Annotated in this window: 13 protein-coding genes and 1 riboswitch; of the genes, 10 read left to right on the top strand and 3 right to left on the bottom strand. The window is 66.1% G+C overall.

All coding sequences use genetic code 11. The annotated features are described in order from the left end of the window. Positions 1-227 precede the first annotated feature (227 nt). From BLQ73_RS17395 to BLQ73_RS34110, 3 genes are all read left to right on the top strand, one after another. On the top strand, positions 228-1,070 hold the full coding sequence (locus BLQ73_RS17395) for a DUF4253 domain-containing protein (RefSeq protein ID WP_093171510.1): 843 nt from the start codon (positions 228-230) through the stop codon (positions 1,068-1,070). A 124-nt stretch (positions 1,071-1,194) separates the two neighbouring features. Further along, positions 1,195-3,480: a WD40 repeat domain-containing protein gene (locus BLQ73_RS34115; RefSeq protein ID WP_245691156.1), complete on the top strand. Its 2,286-nt coding sequence runs from the start codon at positions 1,195-1,197 to the stop codon at positions 3,478-3,480. Positions 3,481-3,493: 13 nt separating this feature from the next. Continuing rightward, positions 3,494-4,753 carry a WD40 repeat domain-containing protein gene (locus BLQ73_RS34110; RefSeq protein ID WP_245691155.1) on the top strand — a complete coding sequence of 420 codons (1,260 nt, stop codon included), beginning with the start codon at positions 3,494-3,496 and terminating at the stop codon, positions 4,751-4,753. A 5-nt stretch (positions 4,754-4,758) separates the two neighbouring features. Here the strand turns inward: BLQ73_RS34110 and BLQ73_RS17385 are convergent, their stop codons facing one another. Next, the gene (locus BLQ73_RS17385; protein ID WP_093171509.1) at positions 4,759-5,058 is read right to left on the bottom strand and encodes an NIPSNAP family protein; all 300 of its coding nucleotides are present in this window, start codon (positions 5,056-5,058) and stop codon (positions 4,759-4,761) included. A gap of 377 nt (positions 5,059-5,435) precedes the next feature. Beyond that, a riboswitch (cyclic di-AMP (ydaO/yuaA leader) is annotated at positions 5,436-5,566 on the top strand. A gap of 369 nt (positions 5,567-5,935) precedes the next feature. On the opposite strand from BLQ73_RS17385, the gene BLQ73_RS34105 reads away from it, so the two are divergent. Both BLQ73_RS34105 and BLQ73_RS17375 read left to right on the top strand, forming a co-directional pair. Beyond that, positions 5,936-6,877: a hypothetical protein gene (locus tag BLQ73_RS34105; RefSeq protein ID WP_245691154.1), complete on the top strand. Its 942-nt coding sequence runs from the start codon at positions 5,936-5,938 to the stop codon at positions 6,875-6,877. A gap of 200 nt (positions 6,878-7,077) precedes the next feature. Continuing rightward, the gene (locus BLQ73_RS17375) at positions 7,078-7,962 is read left to right on the top strand and encodes an alpha/beta fold hydrolase (RefSeq protein WP_176955513.1); all 885 of its coding nucleotides are present in this window, start codon (positions 7,078-7,080) and stop codon (positions 7,960-7,962) included. Positions 7,963-8,158: 196 nt separating this feature from the next. Here the strand turns inward: BLQ73_RS17375 and BLQ73_RS17370 are convergent, their stop codons facing one another. Then, on the bottom strand, positions 8,159-8,395 hold the full coding sequence (locus BLQ73_RS17370) for a hypothetical protein (RefSeq protein ID WP_143020306.1): 237 nt from the start codon (positions 8,393-8,395) through the stop codon (positions 8,159-8,161). A 320-nt stretch (positions 8,396-8,715) separates the two neighbouring features. Further along, positions 8,716-10,005 carry a DUF4032 domain-containing protein gene (locus BLQ73_RS17365; protein WP_245691153.1) on the bottom strand — a complete coding sequence of 430 codons (1,290 nt, stop codon included), beginning with the start codon at positions 10,003-10,005 and terminating at the stop codon, positions 8,716-8,718. Positions 10,006-10,371: 366 nt separating this feature from the next. On the opposite strand from BLQ73_RS17365, the gene ngcE reads away from it, so the two are divergent. The 5 genes from ngcE to BLQ73_RS17340 all read left to right on the top strand — a co-directional run bounded on the left by ngcE (position 10,372) and on the right by BLQ73_RS17340 (position 14,840). Further along, entirely contained in the window at positions 10,372-11,826 is a 1,455-nt protein-coding gene (gene ngcE / locus BLQ73_RS17360) for an N-acetylglucosamine/diacetylchitobiose ABC transporter substrate-binding protein (protein ID WP_093171507.1), read from the top strand. 3 nt (positions 11,827-11,829) lie between these two features. Beyond that, positions 11,830-12,744 carry a carbohydrate ABC transporter permease gene (locus tag BLQ73_RS17355; protein WP_093171506.1) on the top strand — a complete coding sequence of 305 codons (915 nt, stop codon included), beginning with the start codon at positions 11,830-11,832 and terminating at the stop codon, positions 12,742-12,744. Between the two features lie 3 nt (positions 12,745-12,747). Beyond that, complete coding sequence (locus BLQ73_RS17350; RefSeq protein ID WP_093171505.1) at positions 12,748-13,656, top strand: carbohydrate ABC transporter permease; 909 nt, start codon at positions 12,748-12,750, stop codon at positions 13,654-13,656. A gap of 133 nt (positions 13,657-13,789) precedes the next feature. After that, complete coding sequence (locus BLQ73_RS17345) at positions 13,790-14,083, top strand: 4a-hydroxytetrahydrobiopterin dehydratase (RefSeq protein ID WP_093171504.1); 294 nt, start codon at positions 13,790-13,792, stop codon at positions 14,081-14,083. 160 nt (positions 14,084-14,243) lie between these two features. Further along, positions 14,244-14,840 carry a superoxide dismutase family protein gene (locus BLQ73_RS17340; protein ID WP_093171503.1) on the top strand — a complete coding sequence of 199 codons (597 nt, stop codon included), beginning with the start codon at positions 14,244-14,246 and terminating at the stop codon, positions 14,838-14,840. The last annotated feature ends 20 nt before the right edge of the window (positions 14,841-14,860 follow it).

Here is a 14,860-nt window from a genome sequence, read left to right as displayed (position 1 = left end):
GGTGGTCATTGAGCCTTTCTCTCCTCGGCGTGCGGTCGGCCCGGGCCCCGCGCGGGCCCGGACGGCACGGGTCGCGTGGGCGCCGCCATCAGAGCCGGCCTGGAGGATGAAAAGCGCGCGATGGTTCCGGCGCCTGTTGTGCTGGGGTTGACTCCACCCGGCCGGAGGTGACGGGAATACCATCTCCGGAGCGCCAAGATCCTGTTGACCAGCACCGGAACGACCACATGGATGATCATGAAGTGCGTGAGCGCCGCGACAGCGCGGACGAGCTGCGCCACCTGTTCGCCGATGGGCAGCCCGGACGGATGTTGTCGGTAGAACTCCCGCCGGGCTCCGTCGTGTGGCCCGACCCTGACTACACCGAGCAGGTGCCGACGCGGCCGGCGTTCTGGCTGAGCGACGAGCCCGTCTCGGGCGAGCTGTGGTGCCGCCTGCGCGCGGAGCATGCCGGCACCGGCCTGTGGCCGGTGCTGCTCGACGACTCCGCACAGCCCTGGTGGGCCGGCCAGGTGGCCCCCGAGCCCGTGGGCGAGATCGACAACTACACCCCCTCGGCCTTCATGGTCGAGGTCTGGGCCGACATGTTGGAACCGTCGCGTGCGGGCTGGGAGGCCGACCTCAGCGACCTGGAGCCCTTCGGGCGCTCATGCCCGGGGCTGGCCGAGCCTGGCCGACCCGTCTACGACCCCGACGAACTCGCCGACGCCTTCGCCCGCAGCCTCGACGACGGAGGCACCCCCCTCGGGCTGGTCGCCGCCCGGCGAGGGGCCGACTCCCTGGCCGTCATGGGCTGGCAGGGCGCCCTCAACCACAATCGCTGGACGGCGCCCCTGGCCTCCGTGGTGCGAAGCTGGGAGGAGCGCTTCGGGGCCCGCGTCGTGCGCCTCGGCTTCAACACGATGGACCTGAGCGTGGCCGCCCCTCCGGTCACCATGCGCCACGCCCTCCACGTTGCCGCCGAGCACTGGACCTTCTGCCCCGACATCGTCTACCAGGGCCCGGGCACGCTGGCGGACTACGCGGAGGTGATCCGCGGGCGTACAGCGTGGTCGTTCTGGTGGGACTGAGGTAGATATTTTGACGAGGACGGATGAAATGGGTTTCCTGCGACTAGGGAAAAACGCAGCGGTATCGCGCTAAAATTTCGGTTTACCTTGCCGACCGTCCGCAGGTTGTAGATCATGAGTGACTATGAGACGGCGACAGCGCCTGGCGCTGCTTTTGCAGATGCTGCTTGTGTTGATCGCCGCACTTCTAGGCATTCTCACCAATTACGCCACTGATGTCGATGAAGCTCCTCAGTTCTTGGTGCTGCTTCGTGAAGTGGCGGTTCCCGGCGTCCTCGTGCTGCTCATGGCGTTGTTGATCGGGCATCTGGTCATGTACCGAATTGACCGCCCGCCGAAGCCTAAGCGCGTATGGGATGCGCAACGGCCGCCCTATCCCGGGCTCGACGCCTTCCGCGAGGATGAGGCTGCGGTGTTCTTTGGGAGGGACCCGCAGGCCGCGGAGGTCGTGCGCAGGCTGCACGAGACGGCAGAGCGACCCTACGAGCGATTCGTGCCCGTGGTGGGCTCATCGGGAAGTGGAAAGTCGTCGCTGATACAGGCAGGAGTGGTGCCTCGCCTGCGTAAACGGCGATGGGCCGTCTTACCGGTCATGACGCCCGGGACCAACCCGCTTGGGGCGCTTGCCCGCTCTCTGGCCGAGGGGGCGGATCTCGATTCATCCGCCCAAGCGCTGCGGAGGCTGCGGCAGTCACCACGGGCTCTGGAGTCGTTGGTCGCCCAATGCCGTGGCGGGAGCCGATTCAATCGGGTGCTTTTGGTGGTCGACCAGTTCGAGGAACTACTGACCCTGTCCGGTGATCGGGAGAGAGATCTCTTCCTGAGCCTGATTTCGGAGGCCCTCCGTGCGGATCAGCGGTTCTTCGTCGTGGCCACCGTACGCATAGAGTTCTTGCGCGGACTGCTCGAGACCTCTCACTCGGCGCTCTTCCAGAGCCCGCTGGCATTGGGTTTGCTCGCACGGGACGAACTTGTGCAGGTTGTGGAGGAGCCGGGGAAACTCGTCGATCTCATCTTTGAACCGCAGTTGGCGGAAGAGATCGTGGATGATGCGGGGACGAGTGACGCCCTTCCCATGCTTGCCTACTTGCTGCAGGAACTGTATTTCCTCTCGGGAAGCGCCGGCAGGGTGACTCGAGAGCACTACCGGCGGCTCGGTGGTGTCGCTGGTGCGATGGCTCGCCAGGCGGATCAGGTCGTGGCGGAAATGCATGGCACTGATCGTGTCGATCTGATTCTGGCGGTGCTCCTGAAATTCGTCACCGCGGAGGGGAGGCAGGTGGCCCGCCGCAAGGTCGCATTGCACGAGCTGGAAACGGGCGAGAGGCGCATTGTCGATGCGTTCGTCGATGCGCGCCTGCTTGTCACTGGAACAAGCCAGGGAGAGCCGATCGTTCAGGTGGCCCACGAGGCCCTGTTCAGACAGTGGCCGCCTCTTCGGCAAGAGGTGGAGGCCAGATCGGAGTTGCTTCGGCAGCGTGCGGAGTTGGAACGGTGGGCTGTCGACTGGCAAGGGGCTGACCGCAGTGCCGACTACCTCCTCACAGGCGAACGGCTGACTCTGGCTCAGCAGTGGCTGAGCGGTTTGGAGGCCGTCGGCCAGGCGTCGGCGGCGATGCGCGATCTCGTTGCTGCCTCAAGGCGTAAAGATCACGCGTTCCTGTGCCGCGTCTCTGAGAGCGTGGGACGCCATGTGTTGGCAAATGCCCAGCTCTATCCAGAGCTATCTATTCTGCTTGCCTTAGCCGCCCTCGATGAATGCGTCCCGACACCGATCGCCGAGCGTGCATTGATGAGCGCTCTCGGGTTCAGTCATCTCCGGGTCGTGCTGGCGGGACACAGTGACACCGTTCGCAATCTCGCATGGTCGCCTGATGGCACGCGAATCGTCACGGCTTCCCGGGACGGGACCGCGCGAATCTGGGAGAGTAATTCCGGCCGTGCTCTGGCGGTGCTTGAGGGCCACACCGGCATGGTGGAGATGGCCAAGTGGTCTCCTGACTCGGCCAAGGTCGCGACGGCATCCCGAGATCAGACAGTGCGAGTATGGGACACCCGTACGGGTAGGTGCCTCCTCACGTTAGCAGGGGCTCGGGACGTGGTGCGCGGCGTCGCGTGGTCGCCAGATGGCATTCAGATCGCCGGGGCCTCCCGGGACCGAGTCGTTCGGATCTGGGACACGTCAACGGGGGCCCTGCAACACGAGCTCAGGGGTCATACCGACAACATTCTGGGCATCGACTGGGCACCCGACGGTCGTCGACTGGTGACGGCGTCGCACGACAGGACCGCGATCGTGTGGGACCTCGCGACACTCTCCCCCCACGTCGTGCTTCAGGCACATACGAACTTCGTCGAAGGGGTGGCTTGGGCGCCGGACGGTCGCCTGGTGGCGAACAGCTTCAGGTGATCACACCATACGCATGTGGGATGCCGAAACCGGACAGCAAACGCTCCTGATCCGCGGGCATGAGGACCAAGTGTGGAACGTCGCCTGGTCGCCTGATGGACGGTATCTGGCTTCGGTCTCGACCGACAGGACCGCCCGCATCTTCGATGCGGCCCAAGCCCGGCCGATCTCGGTGTTCCGGGGACACACGGACGTCGTGTGGGGAGTCGCGTGGTCACCTGACGGCGGCCAGATCGCCACGTCGTCCGAGGATGGCACAGCGCGTGTCTGGGACGTCGTGCCCCGAGGCGGGGAGGAACTCTTGTTCAGCGGCCATCAGGCCACAGTCACCTGCGCGGTCTGGTCGGCCGGGGATCGATATGCGGCGACCTCCTCGGAGGATGGCACCATGCGGGTCTGGGATGCGCGATCCGGGGCTCCTCTCGGACACGATGTCCAGCACCGCGATCGGGTCAAGTGCGTGGAGTTCATGCCGGATGGCATGCGTGTGGCCTCCGGCTCCAGCGATCGCCTGGTCCTGGTGTCGACCATCGGTGAGCGGAACGATGTTCTTGCCCTGGATCACGGAGCCGCTGTGGAGGCGGTGGCCTGGTCCCCTGACGGCGCCCGGATAGCTTCGGGCGGACATGACGCCGCCGTTCGTCTCTGGGATGCGGTGACGGGGGAGTCGTTGAGCACGTTCCACGGTCACCAGGACTGGGTCACTTCGCTTGCGTGGTCACCGAGTGGCCGTTTTGTGGCCTCGACCTCCGATGACCGCACCTGCCGGATTTGGGAGATCAGTACGGGGGAGCAGATGACAGCACTGAGAGGGCACGACAACTGGGTGGATTCAGTTGCGTGGTCTCCTCAAGAGCAGTACGTCGCGACTGCGTCTGCGGATTGGACGGTTCGGGTCTGGGAGGTCTCCACGGGCCGCTGCGTCGCATCGCTGCGTGGCCACGAAGGGCGCGTGCGTTCCGTGGCGTGGTCTTCTGACGGTGGCCTGATGGCGACTGGATCCGACGACAGGACCATACGGATATGGAACGCCGAGGATTACACCGAGATCGCCATCGCGGGCGTTCATCGGGACAAGGTCACTTCAGTGGCCTGGTCCGAAGACAACTCGCGACTGATGAGTGGGTCTTTTGACGGGACCGCACGGGTATGGCAGGCGGAGGTGGACCTCACGCGCCTACAGGCCATGGCTCGAAACCGGGTGTATCGCTCGCTCACGGAGGAAGAGCGGCGGGAGCACATGCTTCCATCGGACAGCTCGGGCGGCCAGTAGGAGTATCAAAGAACCTTCGAGACGAATCTCACATCACGCGCGACTAGGTAATCCTTGGGATCGAGACCCATGGCCGTCCTTTTCGGTGATGCCCAGTAGGCGGCGTTGCGTTCCTCGAAGCTCCCGGCGCCCGCGTAGGAGATCGTCCATATGAATTGGCTGCGTTCTCGGTCGATCCAGGCACCGCCGATCTCGAAGCCGAACTCGAGACGCAGCGGTACGACCAGGTCGGCCCACCGGTCCACCCATTCATCGAGCAGCCCTTCACGGATGGTGTAGGTTCTGAGCTGCGTGATCTTGGCCATGGCGCTGCTCCTTCTACCGTAAGGCGGTGGATCGGGGAACGATGTGGCGCGAATCATGCTCTTCGACTTCGAGATCAGAAACTTGAGATCACCCTAATCGTGATCGGATGCCTAAGTCTGCTGAGCTCCCCGTCGCATCCGGTATCGGTCTGTCGGTGGTGTCGGACGCCGTCTGGATGACCTTGGTGACGGGCGGGAAGGACGAGTCGTCGACCTCATTGATCGTTAAACCGGAACCCCGTGTTCATCGGGATTTCTTGGCGTTAGAAGGTAGATCTTCTGGGTATTTCGTGGTGCTCTGTTTGCTTTGTCCGCTTTTGTGAGTACAGTTCATAACCAAAGTTATCGGTCGGTGACCTCGACCTTCATGAGAAGGCGGCCGGCCGGCGCCGAATCCCGACAGGGAGCCGGGGACCCAAGATCCCTGGGGTGAATCCGCATATGCGGTAGGGCAGCACCTCCAGCCCGAACCCGTCAGCTAACCCGGTAGGCGTGATGGAGAGGAGACACCCCCATGCGTCGTATACCGCGTGTTCCACTCGTCCCAGCGGGACGCGGATACTGAGCCTTCCCCGCATCCCCGCGTGAGCCCTCCCTCGGCACGCGCGCGTAGGGATGCCCGCTCAAGCCCGACCGGCTGAGCGCCGTCCGAGCCGTGATCCGGCCGTGCGGTGTGATCTCCAGCACGGGTCCGCGCGGCGCATGAGCGGCTTGTCCATCCCCTGATCGTTCCAGCCCCTATAGGCGTGTTCCACGCCGTTCCGGTGTGTTTGCCCCGGCGGCGTTTCGCTTGCTTTTTCCGTGAGCGCGCCCGGCCCGCATGTCCGCCCCCCGACGTGCAGCCCCGCCCTGTTCCCTCACGAAAGACCCCCGCAAAGTGATCTTCAGTCTGCGCAAAAACCGTGCTCTGCTGTCCTCCCTCCTCGGCCTCACCCTCGCAGGCGCGATGGTGACGGGCACTGCCACCGCCTCCCACGCCGACTCCCACCGCATCCTCCTCCAAGGTTCGACCAAGGCGTCCTACTTCTGGGACGACTCTTCCGGCCGCAACGGTGACACGGGCCTGCCCGCCAGCGGAAAGCCCATGCAGAAGGGCATGTTCGCCAGCCCGAGCTGGCCGCTCGGCACCGAGGGCTACGTCGTTTACAAGGGCCAGAAGGCCCCCTTCTTCATCGGCGACCGCGGTCCGGGCAACCCCTCCAACTACGGCGTCATGCTGGACATCGACGCCAAGACCTTCGCCGACCTGACCGGTGGGCGGTTCAACGCCGGCAGCCTGACCGTGTCCGGTAACGGTGGCCTCGGCCACATCAATGTCGAGTACGTCGTGACCAAGTGGGGCGACGGCTACGGGAAGAAGAACCACCCTGTGGCCTTCTCCACCGGCTGGTACCAGCGCTACGACAGGAACCCGGCCACCCCGCCGAAGCTGGACACCGTCCCGCTGAAGGCCGAGAGCGGGAAGGCCGAGAAGGCGTCCGCGTCGGCCGGCGCGGGTGCCGAGAAGGGCGCGGCTCAGGCCGGCACCGAGGCGGGCGCCGCAGCTGCGGACAAGGCGCAGGACAAGGCGCAGGAGCAGGCGGCGCGGGACAAGGCGGCCGATGCCGATGGCGCCGGGTCGTCCTCGGCGGCCGAGCAGAAGCAGGCGGTGGACCTCGGCGGCACCGTGGCCGCTGCGGTGAAGACGCCGGCGGACGAGTCCGGCGGTATCGTCAGCCTGGCCGTACTCGGTGTGCTGATCGCACTGGGTGCCGGGCTTTTCTTCGGACGCGACCGCATTAGGGCGCTGCTGGTGGGCAGCGGCAGCCACCGGGCGTGATCATGCTGGAGCCGACGGGCCGACCGATCGGCTGACTGGCTCACGAAACGGGCGTATCCCCCATCGAACTCATCGAGGGGGTGCGCCCGTTCGGCGTTCCCGCGCGGTGACGTCGAGCGACATGCCACGCCCGAACAGGCGTTGGCCTTGCTCTCCACGCGACAGAATGTGATTCTGTCGATCACAGGGGAGGGAGGACCATGATCGGTCGCGTACGGACAAACGGTGTCGAGATCGCCTACGAGAGTTTCGGTTCCCAGGAGGGGCGTCCCCTCTTACTCATCATGGGTCTTGGGTCCCAACTGATCCACTGGGATGAGGACTTCTGCGGGAGCCTCGTGGATCTGGGGCACTATGTCGTGCGCTTCGACAACCGCGACGCGGGGGAGTCGACGCACTTCCACGAGGCGGGGATGCCCGATCTCGCCGCCGCGCTCGGCGGGCAGGTCGATGCGGCTTATCTGCTGACAGACATGGCGGCCGATGTGATCGGCCTGCTGGACGCGCTCGACCTGGCGAACGTCCACCTGGTCGGCGTGTCGATGGGCGGCATGATCGCGCAGACGATCGCCGTCGCCGCACCGGAGCGGGTGCGCAGCCTGACCTCCATCATGTCCACGCCCGCCCCGCACATCGGCGCGCCCACGCCCGAGGCCCTGGGCGCGCTGCTGTCGCCTCCCGTCGGAAACCGTGAGGCCGCGATCGAGCGGGCCCTGCAGGCATGGTCGCTGATGGGCTCGAAGGGCTATCCGATGGACGTGGAGCGCATCGCGAGGGTCACCGGCCTGGCCTACGACCGGGCCTACGACCCGGCGGGGACGGCCAGGCAGCTGATGGCCGTGCTGGCGTCGGGTGACCGCAGCGAGGGGTTGCGCGGGCTCGACGTGCCCGCGCTGGTGATCCATGGGGAGGACGACCTGCTCATCCAGCTCCCGGGGGGTGTCGCCACCGCCGAGGCCATCCCCGGAGCCAAGCTGCTGACATTTCCCGGGATGGGCCACGATCTGCCCCGGGATCTGTGGCCGGTCATCACCGACGCCATCGCTGGTCTGACCGCGCTGGCCGAGCGGGAGGCCGCCGTCTGACCGCGGACGGCGAAGCCGTCCCGCCGCGCTGCGCTGCTCGGACACGCTGCGCTGCTCGGACACGCTGCGCTGCTCGGACACGCTGCGCCGCTCGGACACGCTGCGCCGCTCGGACATACTGCGCCACGCAATGATGTACGGCCCGCACCCTGTGCGGGCGTGGGCCGTACATCCCCCTCCATATGAGCTCGGTCGGCTATCTGAGCGCCTGCAGCGCGTTCTTGATCCGGATCAGCAGCGCCAGGTCGTGCGGGTCGCCGCTGACGAGCGGCCAGTCGATGGGATAGGGCGTGCGGCTGCCGTGGGCTCCTGGGAGATGCCTCGGGCCGGACTGGTCCGTCCGCCGGGGCAGGTTCTCCATCATCACGTGCATCGCGGACTCCCTCTGGGTTTGCTCTGGCACGGCCGACAGCCCGGGGTCGCGATTCGGCACGGACACTCCCTCGCCATGGACGCGGACCGTCTCACACTTCCGACCCGACAGCGTAGGTGCCGATGCTGAAAGATCACCTGTCAGTCTTGGAGTGGAGTTATCAGCAGAAGGAAGGATCGATCACTTGGTGTAAAGAACCACACCCGGCTGGAGAGATGCCGCCGAATACCTTCACCAGGAAATCGAAATATCGACTGATATAGCCCCAGTTGATCGATTGTTTGGTTGATGCTCCTGCTTGAGGTGGCTTTGGACACGTGTTCGTCGAGCCGCCGGCGCTTCACAGTGACGTACGGCACAGCCCCGCACCGCGCGGAGGATTAATCCTCGTATTCCGCCTTGGGAAGCACGGCCTGCTCGTCGGGTTTGTAGACGAGCACATTGTTCACGTAGGACGCGACCGAGTGCTCAAGTCCGACATCTCGCCCCGCCGCCTCGGAGAGGAACCACCGGTGGTCGAGCAGCTCATGGAAGAGCTGCGCCGGGGTGAGTTTGTGCCGCAGCTCGGTCGGCACGCTGTCCACAGCCGGGTGGAACACCTCGGCCAGCCAGCGGTGGGCCACGATGGCCTCGTCCTCGTGCCGCAGGTTTTTGGCCACCCGGAACGAGTCGAGGTCATTGAGCAGCCTCCTGGCCTGGTTCTCCTCGACGTCCAGCCCGGTGAGGCGCAGCAGGCGGCGCTGGTGGTGGCCCGCGTCGACGACTTTGGGCCGGACGATGAGGCGGCCGGTTCCGACCTTGCGCCGCACCATCATCTCGGCCACGTCGAATCCGAGGTCGTTGAGCCGCCGTACCCGCTGCTCGACACGGTGCCAGTCGAGCTCCTCGATGATCTCGTCCTGGGTGATCTCCGCCCAGAGCCGCTGATAGCGCTCGCAGATCAGCTCGGCGACCTCCATGGGGTCGGTGGACGGGTGCAGCAGTCCGCCCGCTTCGAGGTCGAGCAGCTCGCCGAAGATGTTCACGTGGGCCAGCTCGATGTCGTGCGCGCGCTGCCCCTCGCTGATCATCGGGTGCAGTTCGCCGGTCTCCGCGTCCACCAGGTAGGCCGCGAACGCCCCGGCGTCCCGGCGGAACAGCGTGTTCGACAGCGAGCAGTCGCCCCAGTAGAACCCGTTCAGGTGGAGTCTCACCAGGAGCACCGCGAGGGCGTCGATCAGCCGGGTGAGGGTGTCGGGGCGAAGTGTGCCCGACATCACTGCCCGATAGGGGAGTGAGAACTGCAGGTGTCTGGTCACCAGGGCCGAGTCCAGGGGCTCGCCGTCCACTCCGGTGCGCCCGGTGATCACCGCGACGGGCTCCACGGCGGGCGCGTCGAGCCGGGCCAGGTCCCAGAGCAGGCGATACTCCCGTCTCGCGTAGCGCTCGCTGATCTCCTTGATCGCGTACACCTTGCCGCTGAGCCGGGCGAACCTCACCACGTGGCGTGAGATGCCGCGCGGCAGCGCCACGAGGCGGTGCTCCGGCCAGTTCTCCAGCGGGACGTCCCAGGGGAGGGTGATCAGGTCGGGGTCGCCGGGAGCGCCGATCAACTGCAGGGAGGCCGCGCCCATGGCACGCCCGATGAGCTGTCTTTCCGCTCCGCCATCCGGATGAGATTGCCGCACCATGGCTGCTCTTCGCCTTTCAGCGTGCTGTGTGGGGCTTAGGGGGTGACTGTTGGGGTTCGTGGTGGAACGACGGTATCGCTTGCCGGAGAGTTCCGGTTCAGGGTGGCGGGGCACCCCTGCGGTGAGGCAGGCTGGGCACGGTCTAGACCAAGATGGGCCTCCAGCTTCACCGACATATGCCTTATTTCCGGACAAATCTGGCAGGGGTGTACTACGGTTTCCTTTGTTCTCGTCGGAATGTCGCGGCTCCGTTACAGCTCGGTCTAGACCGCGGACTTCCTCTTGACGACTCTCGGCGGGGATCCGTACGTTGCGGGCAAACGTTTAGGAAACTTTCCTATTTGTCCTGTACTCCAGGAGGGCTGCATGTCCCACTCCGCCGGCACGCCCCGAGACATCGACCGGCGGCAGGCGCTCCGCCGTATCGGTCTGACCGCCTTCATGGCAGGCCCAGGCGCCGGCCTCCTGGCCTCGTGCGCCACAGGCGGTGGCGGCACGTCCACGCCCACCCCTGCGGGCAGCGCCGCCCCGATCTCGGCGGACAACCCGTTCGGGGTCAACGCGTCGCAGCAGCTCGAAGTCGTCATCTTCAGCGGCGGCTACACCGACGCCTACGCCACGGAGATCCACCAGCCGCTCTACAAGAAGGCGTTCCCCCAGGCCGCCATCAAGCATGTCCCCACGCAGCGGATCGGCGGCCAGCTCCGCCCGCGGTTCGTCAGCGGCGACGTGCCCGACGTCGTGAACAACTCCGGACCGGAGTCCATCGACACCTCGGCCCTCCAGCAGGCGGGCCACCTGGCCGACCTCACCGCGCTCTACGACGCGCCCTCCGTCCACGACCCGAGCAAGAAGGTCAGAGACACCCTGGTGACCGGCGTGATCGAGGAGGGCCTGATCGCCGGCAAGCCGTACATCCTCAACTACACGCTGTCGCACCGCGGGCTCTGGTACAACGCCAAGCTCTTCGCGGACAAGGGCTACCAGGTGCCGACCACCTGGGACGCGTTCCTCGCGCTCTGCGAGCAGCTCAAGGGGGCGGGCATCACGCCGTTCGCCTACCCCGGGCAGGTCGGGCCGTACTACCAGACCTGGAACCTCCTCTACACCGCCGCCAAGATCGGCGGCAACCAGGTCATCATCGACATCGACAACCTGGTCGACGGCGCCTGGCAGAACCCCGCCATGCTGCAGGCCGTCACCGCCTGGGCCGACCTGCAGAAGAAGTACGGCGACAAGGCCTACTTCGGCCTCAACCACACCGAGACCCAGGTCAGGCAGCTCCAGGACAAGGTCGCGTTCTACCCGACCGGCTCCTGGATCGAGAACGAGATGACCAAGGAGATCCCGGCGGGCAAGTTCGAGTACGCCGTCATGCCCATCCCCAGCGTGACCGCGGCCGACAAGATGCCGGCCGAGGCCATCTTCGCGGGCGCCGGTGAGAACTTCTTCGTCTCGGAGAAGGGCAAGAACAAGGCCGGCGGGATGGAGTACCTCCGCCAGATGCTGTCCCTTGAGGGGGCCAAGGCGTTCACGGAGAAGACCAAGAACCTCACCGTGGTGGTCGGCTCTTCCGACGGCGTCGACCTTCCCCCGGGGCTGAAGAGCGCCGCCAAGGCTCAGGAGGTGGCGGGACAGAACATCATCACGCCGGCGCGCTACGAGGGCTGGTACCGCAAGCTCTACGACTACTCCCAGACGCAGACCAACGCGGTCATGGCCGGTCGGATCACGCCCGCCGAGTTCTGCGAGAACATGCAGAAGAAGGCCGACGAGACCAAGAAGGACAGCAAGATCACAAAGCAGACGCGGACGGCCTGATCCATGAGGCGACTGCGCGAGTACGGATTCATCACCGGGTTCCTCGCCATACCGGTGATCCTGTACGTGGTTTTTGTGATCAGCCCGTATGTACAGGCGTTCTACCTCTCCTTAACCGACTGGGGGGGAGTGTCGGCGTTCCCGAGCTTCTCGGGCTTCAGCAACTACACGCGGCTTTTTGAGGACGAGGTCTTCTGGAAGGCCGTGCGCAACCACGTGCTGCTCCTGATCGCGCTGCCGCTTCTCGTGCTCTCACTGGCGCTCTTCTTCTCCTTCCTGCTCAACCTGGGAGGGGGCAGCAAGGGCGGAAAGTTGCGCGGGGTCTGGGGGTCGAAGTTCTACCGGGTGGTGTTCTTCTTCCCCCAGGTCCTCGCCGTGGCCATCGTCGGCGTGCTGTTCCAGGCGGTCTACCGCCCTGACGAGGGCGGCATCATCAACGGCGCGTTGATCGCCATCGGCCTAGAGCCCATCGGCTGGCTGACCGAGCCGAGCATCGCCTTCTGGGCGATCATCGGGGTCATGGTCTGGCAGGCCGTCGGCTTCTATGTCGTGCTGTTCTCCGCCGGCATGGCGGCGATCCCCAAGGACGTCTTCGAGGCCGCCGCGCTGGACGGCGCGGGCCGGTTCCGGCTGTTCTTCAGCATCACGCTCCCGCTCCTGTGGGACACGCTGCAGGTCGGCTGGATCTACCTGAGCATCGCCGCCTTCGACGGCTTCGCCCTCGTGCAGGTGCTCTCGGTGGACCGCGGCGGACCTGACAACTCGACCGCGGTGCTGCCGCTCGAAATCTGGAAGACGGCGTTCAGCTACTCCGAGTTCGGATACGCCTCGGCGATGGGTGTGGCGCTGTTCTTCATGACGATCACCTTCGCGGTCCTGGCCCTGCGTGTGTCGCGCCGAGAGAAGATCGAGTTCTGAGCCATGGCGATCAAAACCCACGATGCTTCAAGCACCCGGAAGCCCTCGCCCGCGGCCGGAGGCGGCACTCGCCCCCCGCGCCCGAAGGCCAACCCCCTCAGCGGCCTCGCCCACGCGGCGCTGGCGCTCTGGGGGGTCATCACGATCTTCCCGCTGATCTGGACGTTCCTGTCCTCCTTCAAGACCAACACGGAGATCTTCGGGAACTCCTGGTCACTTCCCGCCGAGCTCCGGACCGAGAGCTGGGGGCGGGCCTGGGAGACCGCCCAGGTCGGCAAGTACATGCTCAACACCGTCATCGTGGTGAGCGCGGGCACCCTCCTCACCATGCTGTTCGGTTCGATGGCGGCGTACGTCCTCGCCAGATACACGTTCCCCGGTAGCAAGATCGTGTATGTGGTGTTCGTCTCGGGGCTGGCCTTCCCGGTATTCCTGGCGATGATGCCGCTGTTCTTCGTCGTGGAGGACCTCGGCCTGCTCAACAGCCACATCGGGCTGGTCCTGGTCTATGTGGCGTACTCGATGCCGTTCACCGTGCTCTTCATGACGGCCTTCTTCAGGAACCTGCCCACCTCGGTGGGGGAGGCGGCCATGATCGACGGAGCGTCGCACACGCGCACGTTCTTCCAGATCATGCTGCCCATGGCCAAGCCGGGTGTGGTCAGTATCACGATCTTCAACGTGCTCGGCCAGTGGAACCAGTACCTCCTGCCACTGGTCCTCCTTGCCGAGGACAGGGATAAATGGGTGATCACCCAGGGCATCGCTGATATCTCGGTCATCGCCGGCTATGAGGCCGACTGGCCCGGGCTGTTCGCGGCCCTGAGCATGGCGATCATCCCGATGCTCATCGTGTACGTGGTGTTCCAGCGCCAGATCCAGTCCGGCCTGACCTCCGGCGCCGTCAAGTAGGGGCAAGGAGGGGTTCGGGAAAGCACCCTGCCGTACGGCGTGAGCCGTACGGCACGGGCCCCTCGATCTGGCCGGGCGATCATAGGGCGGGGCCGGTTGACGCGACGGGGCCGCCCCGTGATGTCCTGGTGCGATGAAACTGCTTGACGACGACGCGGTGAGCGAGCGCCTCGCGGGCGTGCCCGAGTGGCGGCGCGAGGGGAACGAGATCCGCCGCACGGTGGCGGCGCCCGACTTCCCCACGGCGATCCGCATTGTGGACGCCATCGCCGTACGCGCGGAGGAGATCAACCACCACCCCGACATCGACATCCGGTGGCGCCGGCTCCACCTCGCCCTGACGACGCATGACGCGGGTGGCCTGACCGGGCGCGACTTCGAGCTCGCGGCCGACATCGACCGCATCGCCGCCGAGCACGGGGCATAGGGCCATAGGGGCACAGGGGCACAGGGGCACAGGGGCACAGGTAGGTGGAGTCCCAGGGTCGCGTCAGGCTTCCCGGCCCGGCGGCGCTTCACGGTGCGTAACGGCTCGACCACTCATTAGAGTGGTCGAGCTCACACGTCTGCTCACCGAGGAGAGGGAAATGCGAGTCGCCGCACTTCTCATGGCCATATTGACCACAGGGTGCGGGGCGGCCCAGGAGGCCGGCCGTCCCGAGGCCCACGATCCGACGCCGACCGTCCACCCGATGGCGATACGCCTCACCGGGGGTGGCACGTTCGAGCCCTACAAGCCCGGCGCCACCGCCGTCGCCTACGACCCGAAGCTCGTGCCCAAGGGCGCGGAGGGCGCGGTGGTCTCCGAATCGGTCGACTCCACCACCGTCTCGACGCTGACCGTCAAGGGCATGCTGCCCTCACGCACCTACGGCGCGCACCTGCACACCAAGCCCTGCGGTGCCAAGCCCGACGACTCCGGCCCGCACTACCAGCACGCGCAGACCCCCGGCGCGCCGAGCCACCACATGGCCAACCCCCACAACGAGGTCTGGCTCGACTTCACGACCGACGGCACGGGCGCGGGCACCGCGACGGCCCGCCAGTCGTGGGCCTACACCCCCGACCGGCTGCCCGGCTCCCTGATCATCCATGAGCGCAAGACCACCCCTGAGGGTCCGGAGGCGGGCACGGCCGGGGCCAGGGTCGCCTGCCTCACGCTGAAGCCGCACGCCGCCTCCTGAGCGCGCGGGCCGCGAGCACC

Source organism: Sinosporangium album, assembly GCF_900100605.1.
Classification (GTDB): Bacteria; Actinomycetota; Actinomycetes; order Streptosporangiales; family Streptosporangiaceae; genus Sinosporangium; species Sinosporangium album.
The sequence above is the reverse complement of the archived record's forward strand: the minus strand, read 5'-3'. Positions and strand labels throughout refer to the sequence as shown.

What these genes read in the sequence shown, in the direction of transcription:
- BLQ73_RS17340 (WP_093171503.1), top strand. Translation starts at nt 14,244, where the DNA reads ATGCGAGTCGCCGCACTTCTCATGGCCATATTGACCACAGGGTGCGGG.
- BLQ73_RS34115 (WP_245691156.1), top strand. Translation starts at nt 1,195, where the DNA reads ATGAGACGGCGACAGCGCCTGGCGCTGCTTTTGCAGATGCTGCTTGTG.
- BLQ73_RS17350 (WP_093171505.1), top strand. Translation starts at nt 12,748, where the DNA reads ATGGCGATCAAAACCCACGATGCTTCAAGCACCCGGAAGCCCTCGCCC.
- BLQ73_RS34110 (WP_245691155.1), top strand. Translation starts at nt 3,494, where the DNA reads ATGTGGGATGCCGAAACCGGACAGCAAACGCTCCTGATCCGCGGGCAT.
- BLQ73_RS17385 (WP_093171509.1), bottom strand. Translation starts at nt 5,058, where the DNA reads ATGGCCAAGATCACGCAGCTCAGAACCTACACCATCCGTGAAGGGCTG.
- BLQ73_RS17395 (WP_093171510.1), top strand. Translation starts at nt 228, where the DNA reads ATGGATGATCATGAAGTGCGTGAGCGCCGCGACAGCGCGGACGAGCTG.
- BLQ73_RS17355 (WP_093171506.1), top strand. Translation starts at nt 11,830, where the DNA reads ATGAGGCGACTGCGCGAGTACGGATTCATCACCGGGTTCCTCGCCATA.
- ngcE (WP_093171507.1), top strand. Translation starts at nt 10,372, where the DNA reads ATGTCCCACTCCGCCGGCACGCCCCGAGACATCGACCGGCGGCAGGCG.
- BLQ73_RS17365 (WP_245691153.1), bottom strand. Translation starts at nt 10,005, where the DNA reads ATGGTGCGGCAATCTCATCCGGATGGCGGAGCGGAAAGACAGCTCATC.
- BLQ73_RS17345 (WP_093171504.1), top strand. Translation starts at nt 13,790, where the DNA reads ATGAAACTGCTTGACGACGACGCGGTGAGCGAGCGCCTCGCGGGCGTG.
- BLQ73_RS17375 (WP_176955513.1), top strand. Translation starts at nt 7,078, where the DNA reads ATGATCGGTCGCGTACGGACAAACGGTGTCGAGATCGCCTACGAGAGT.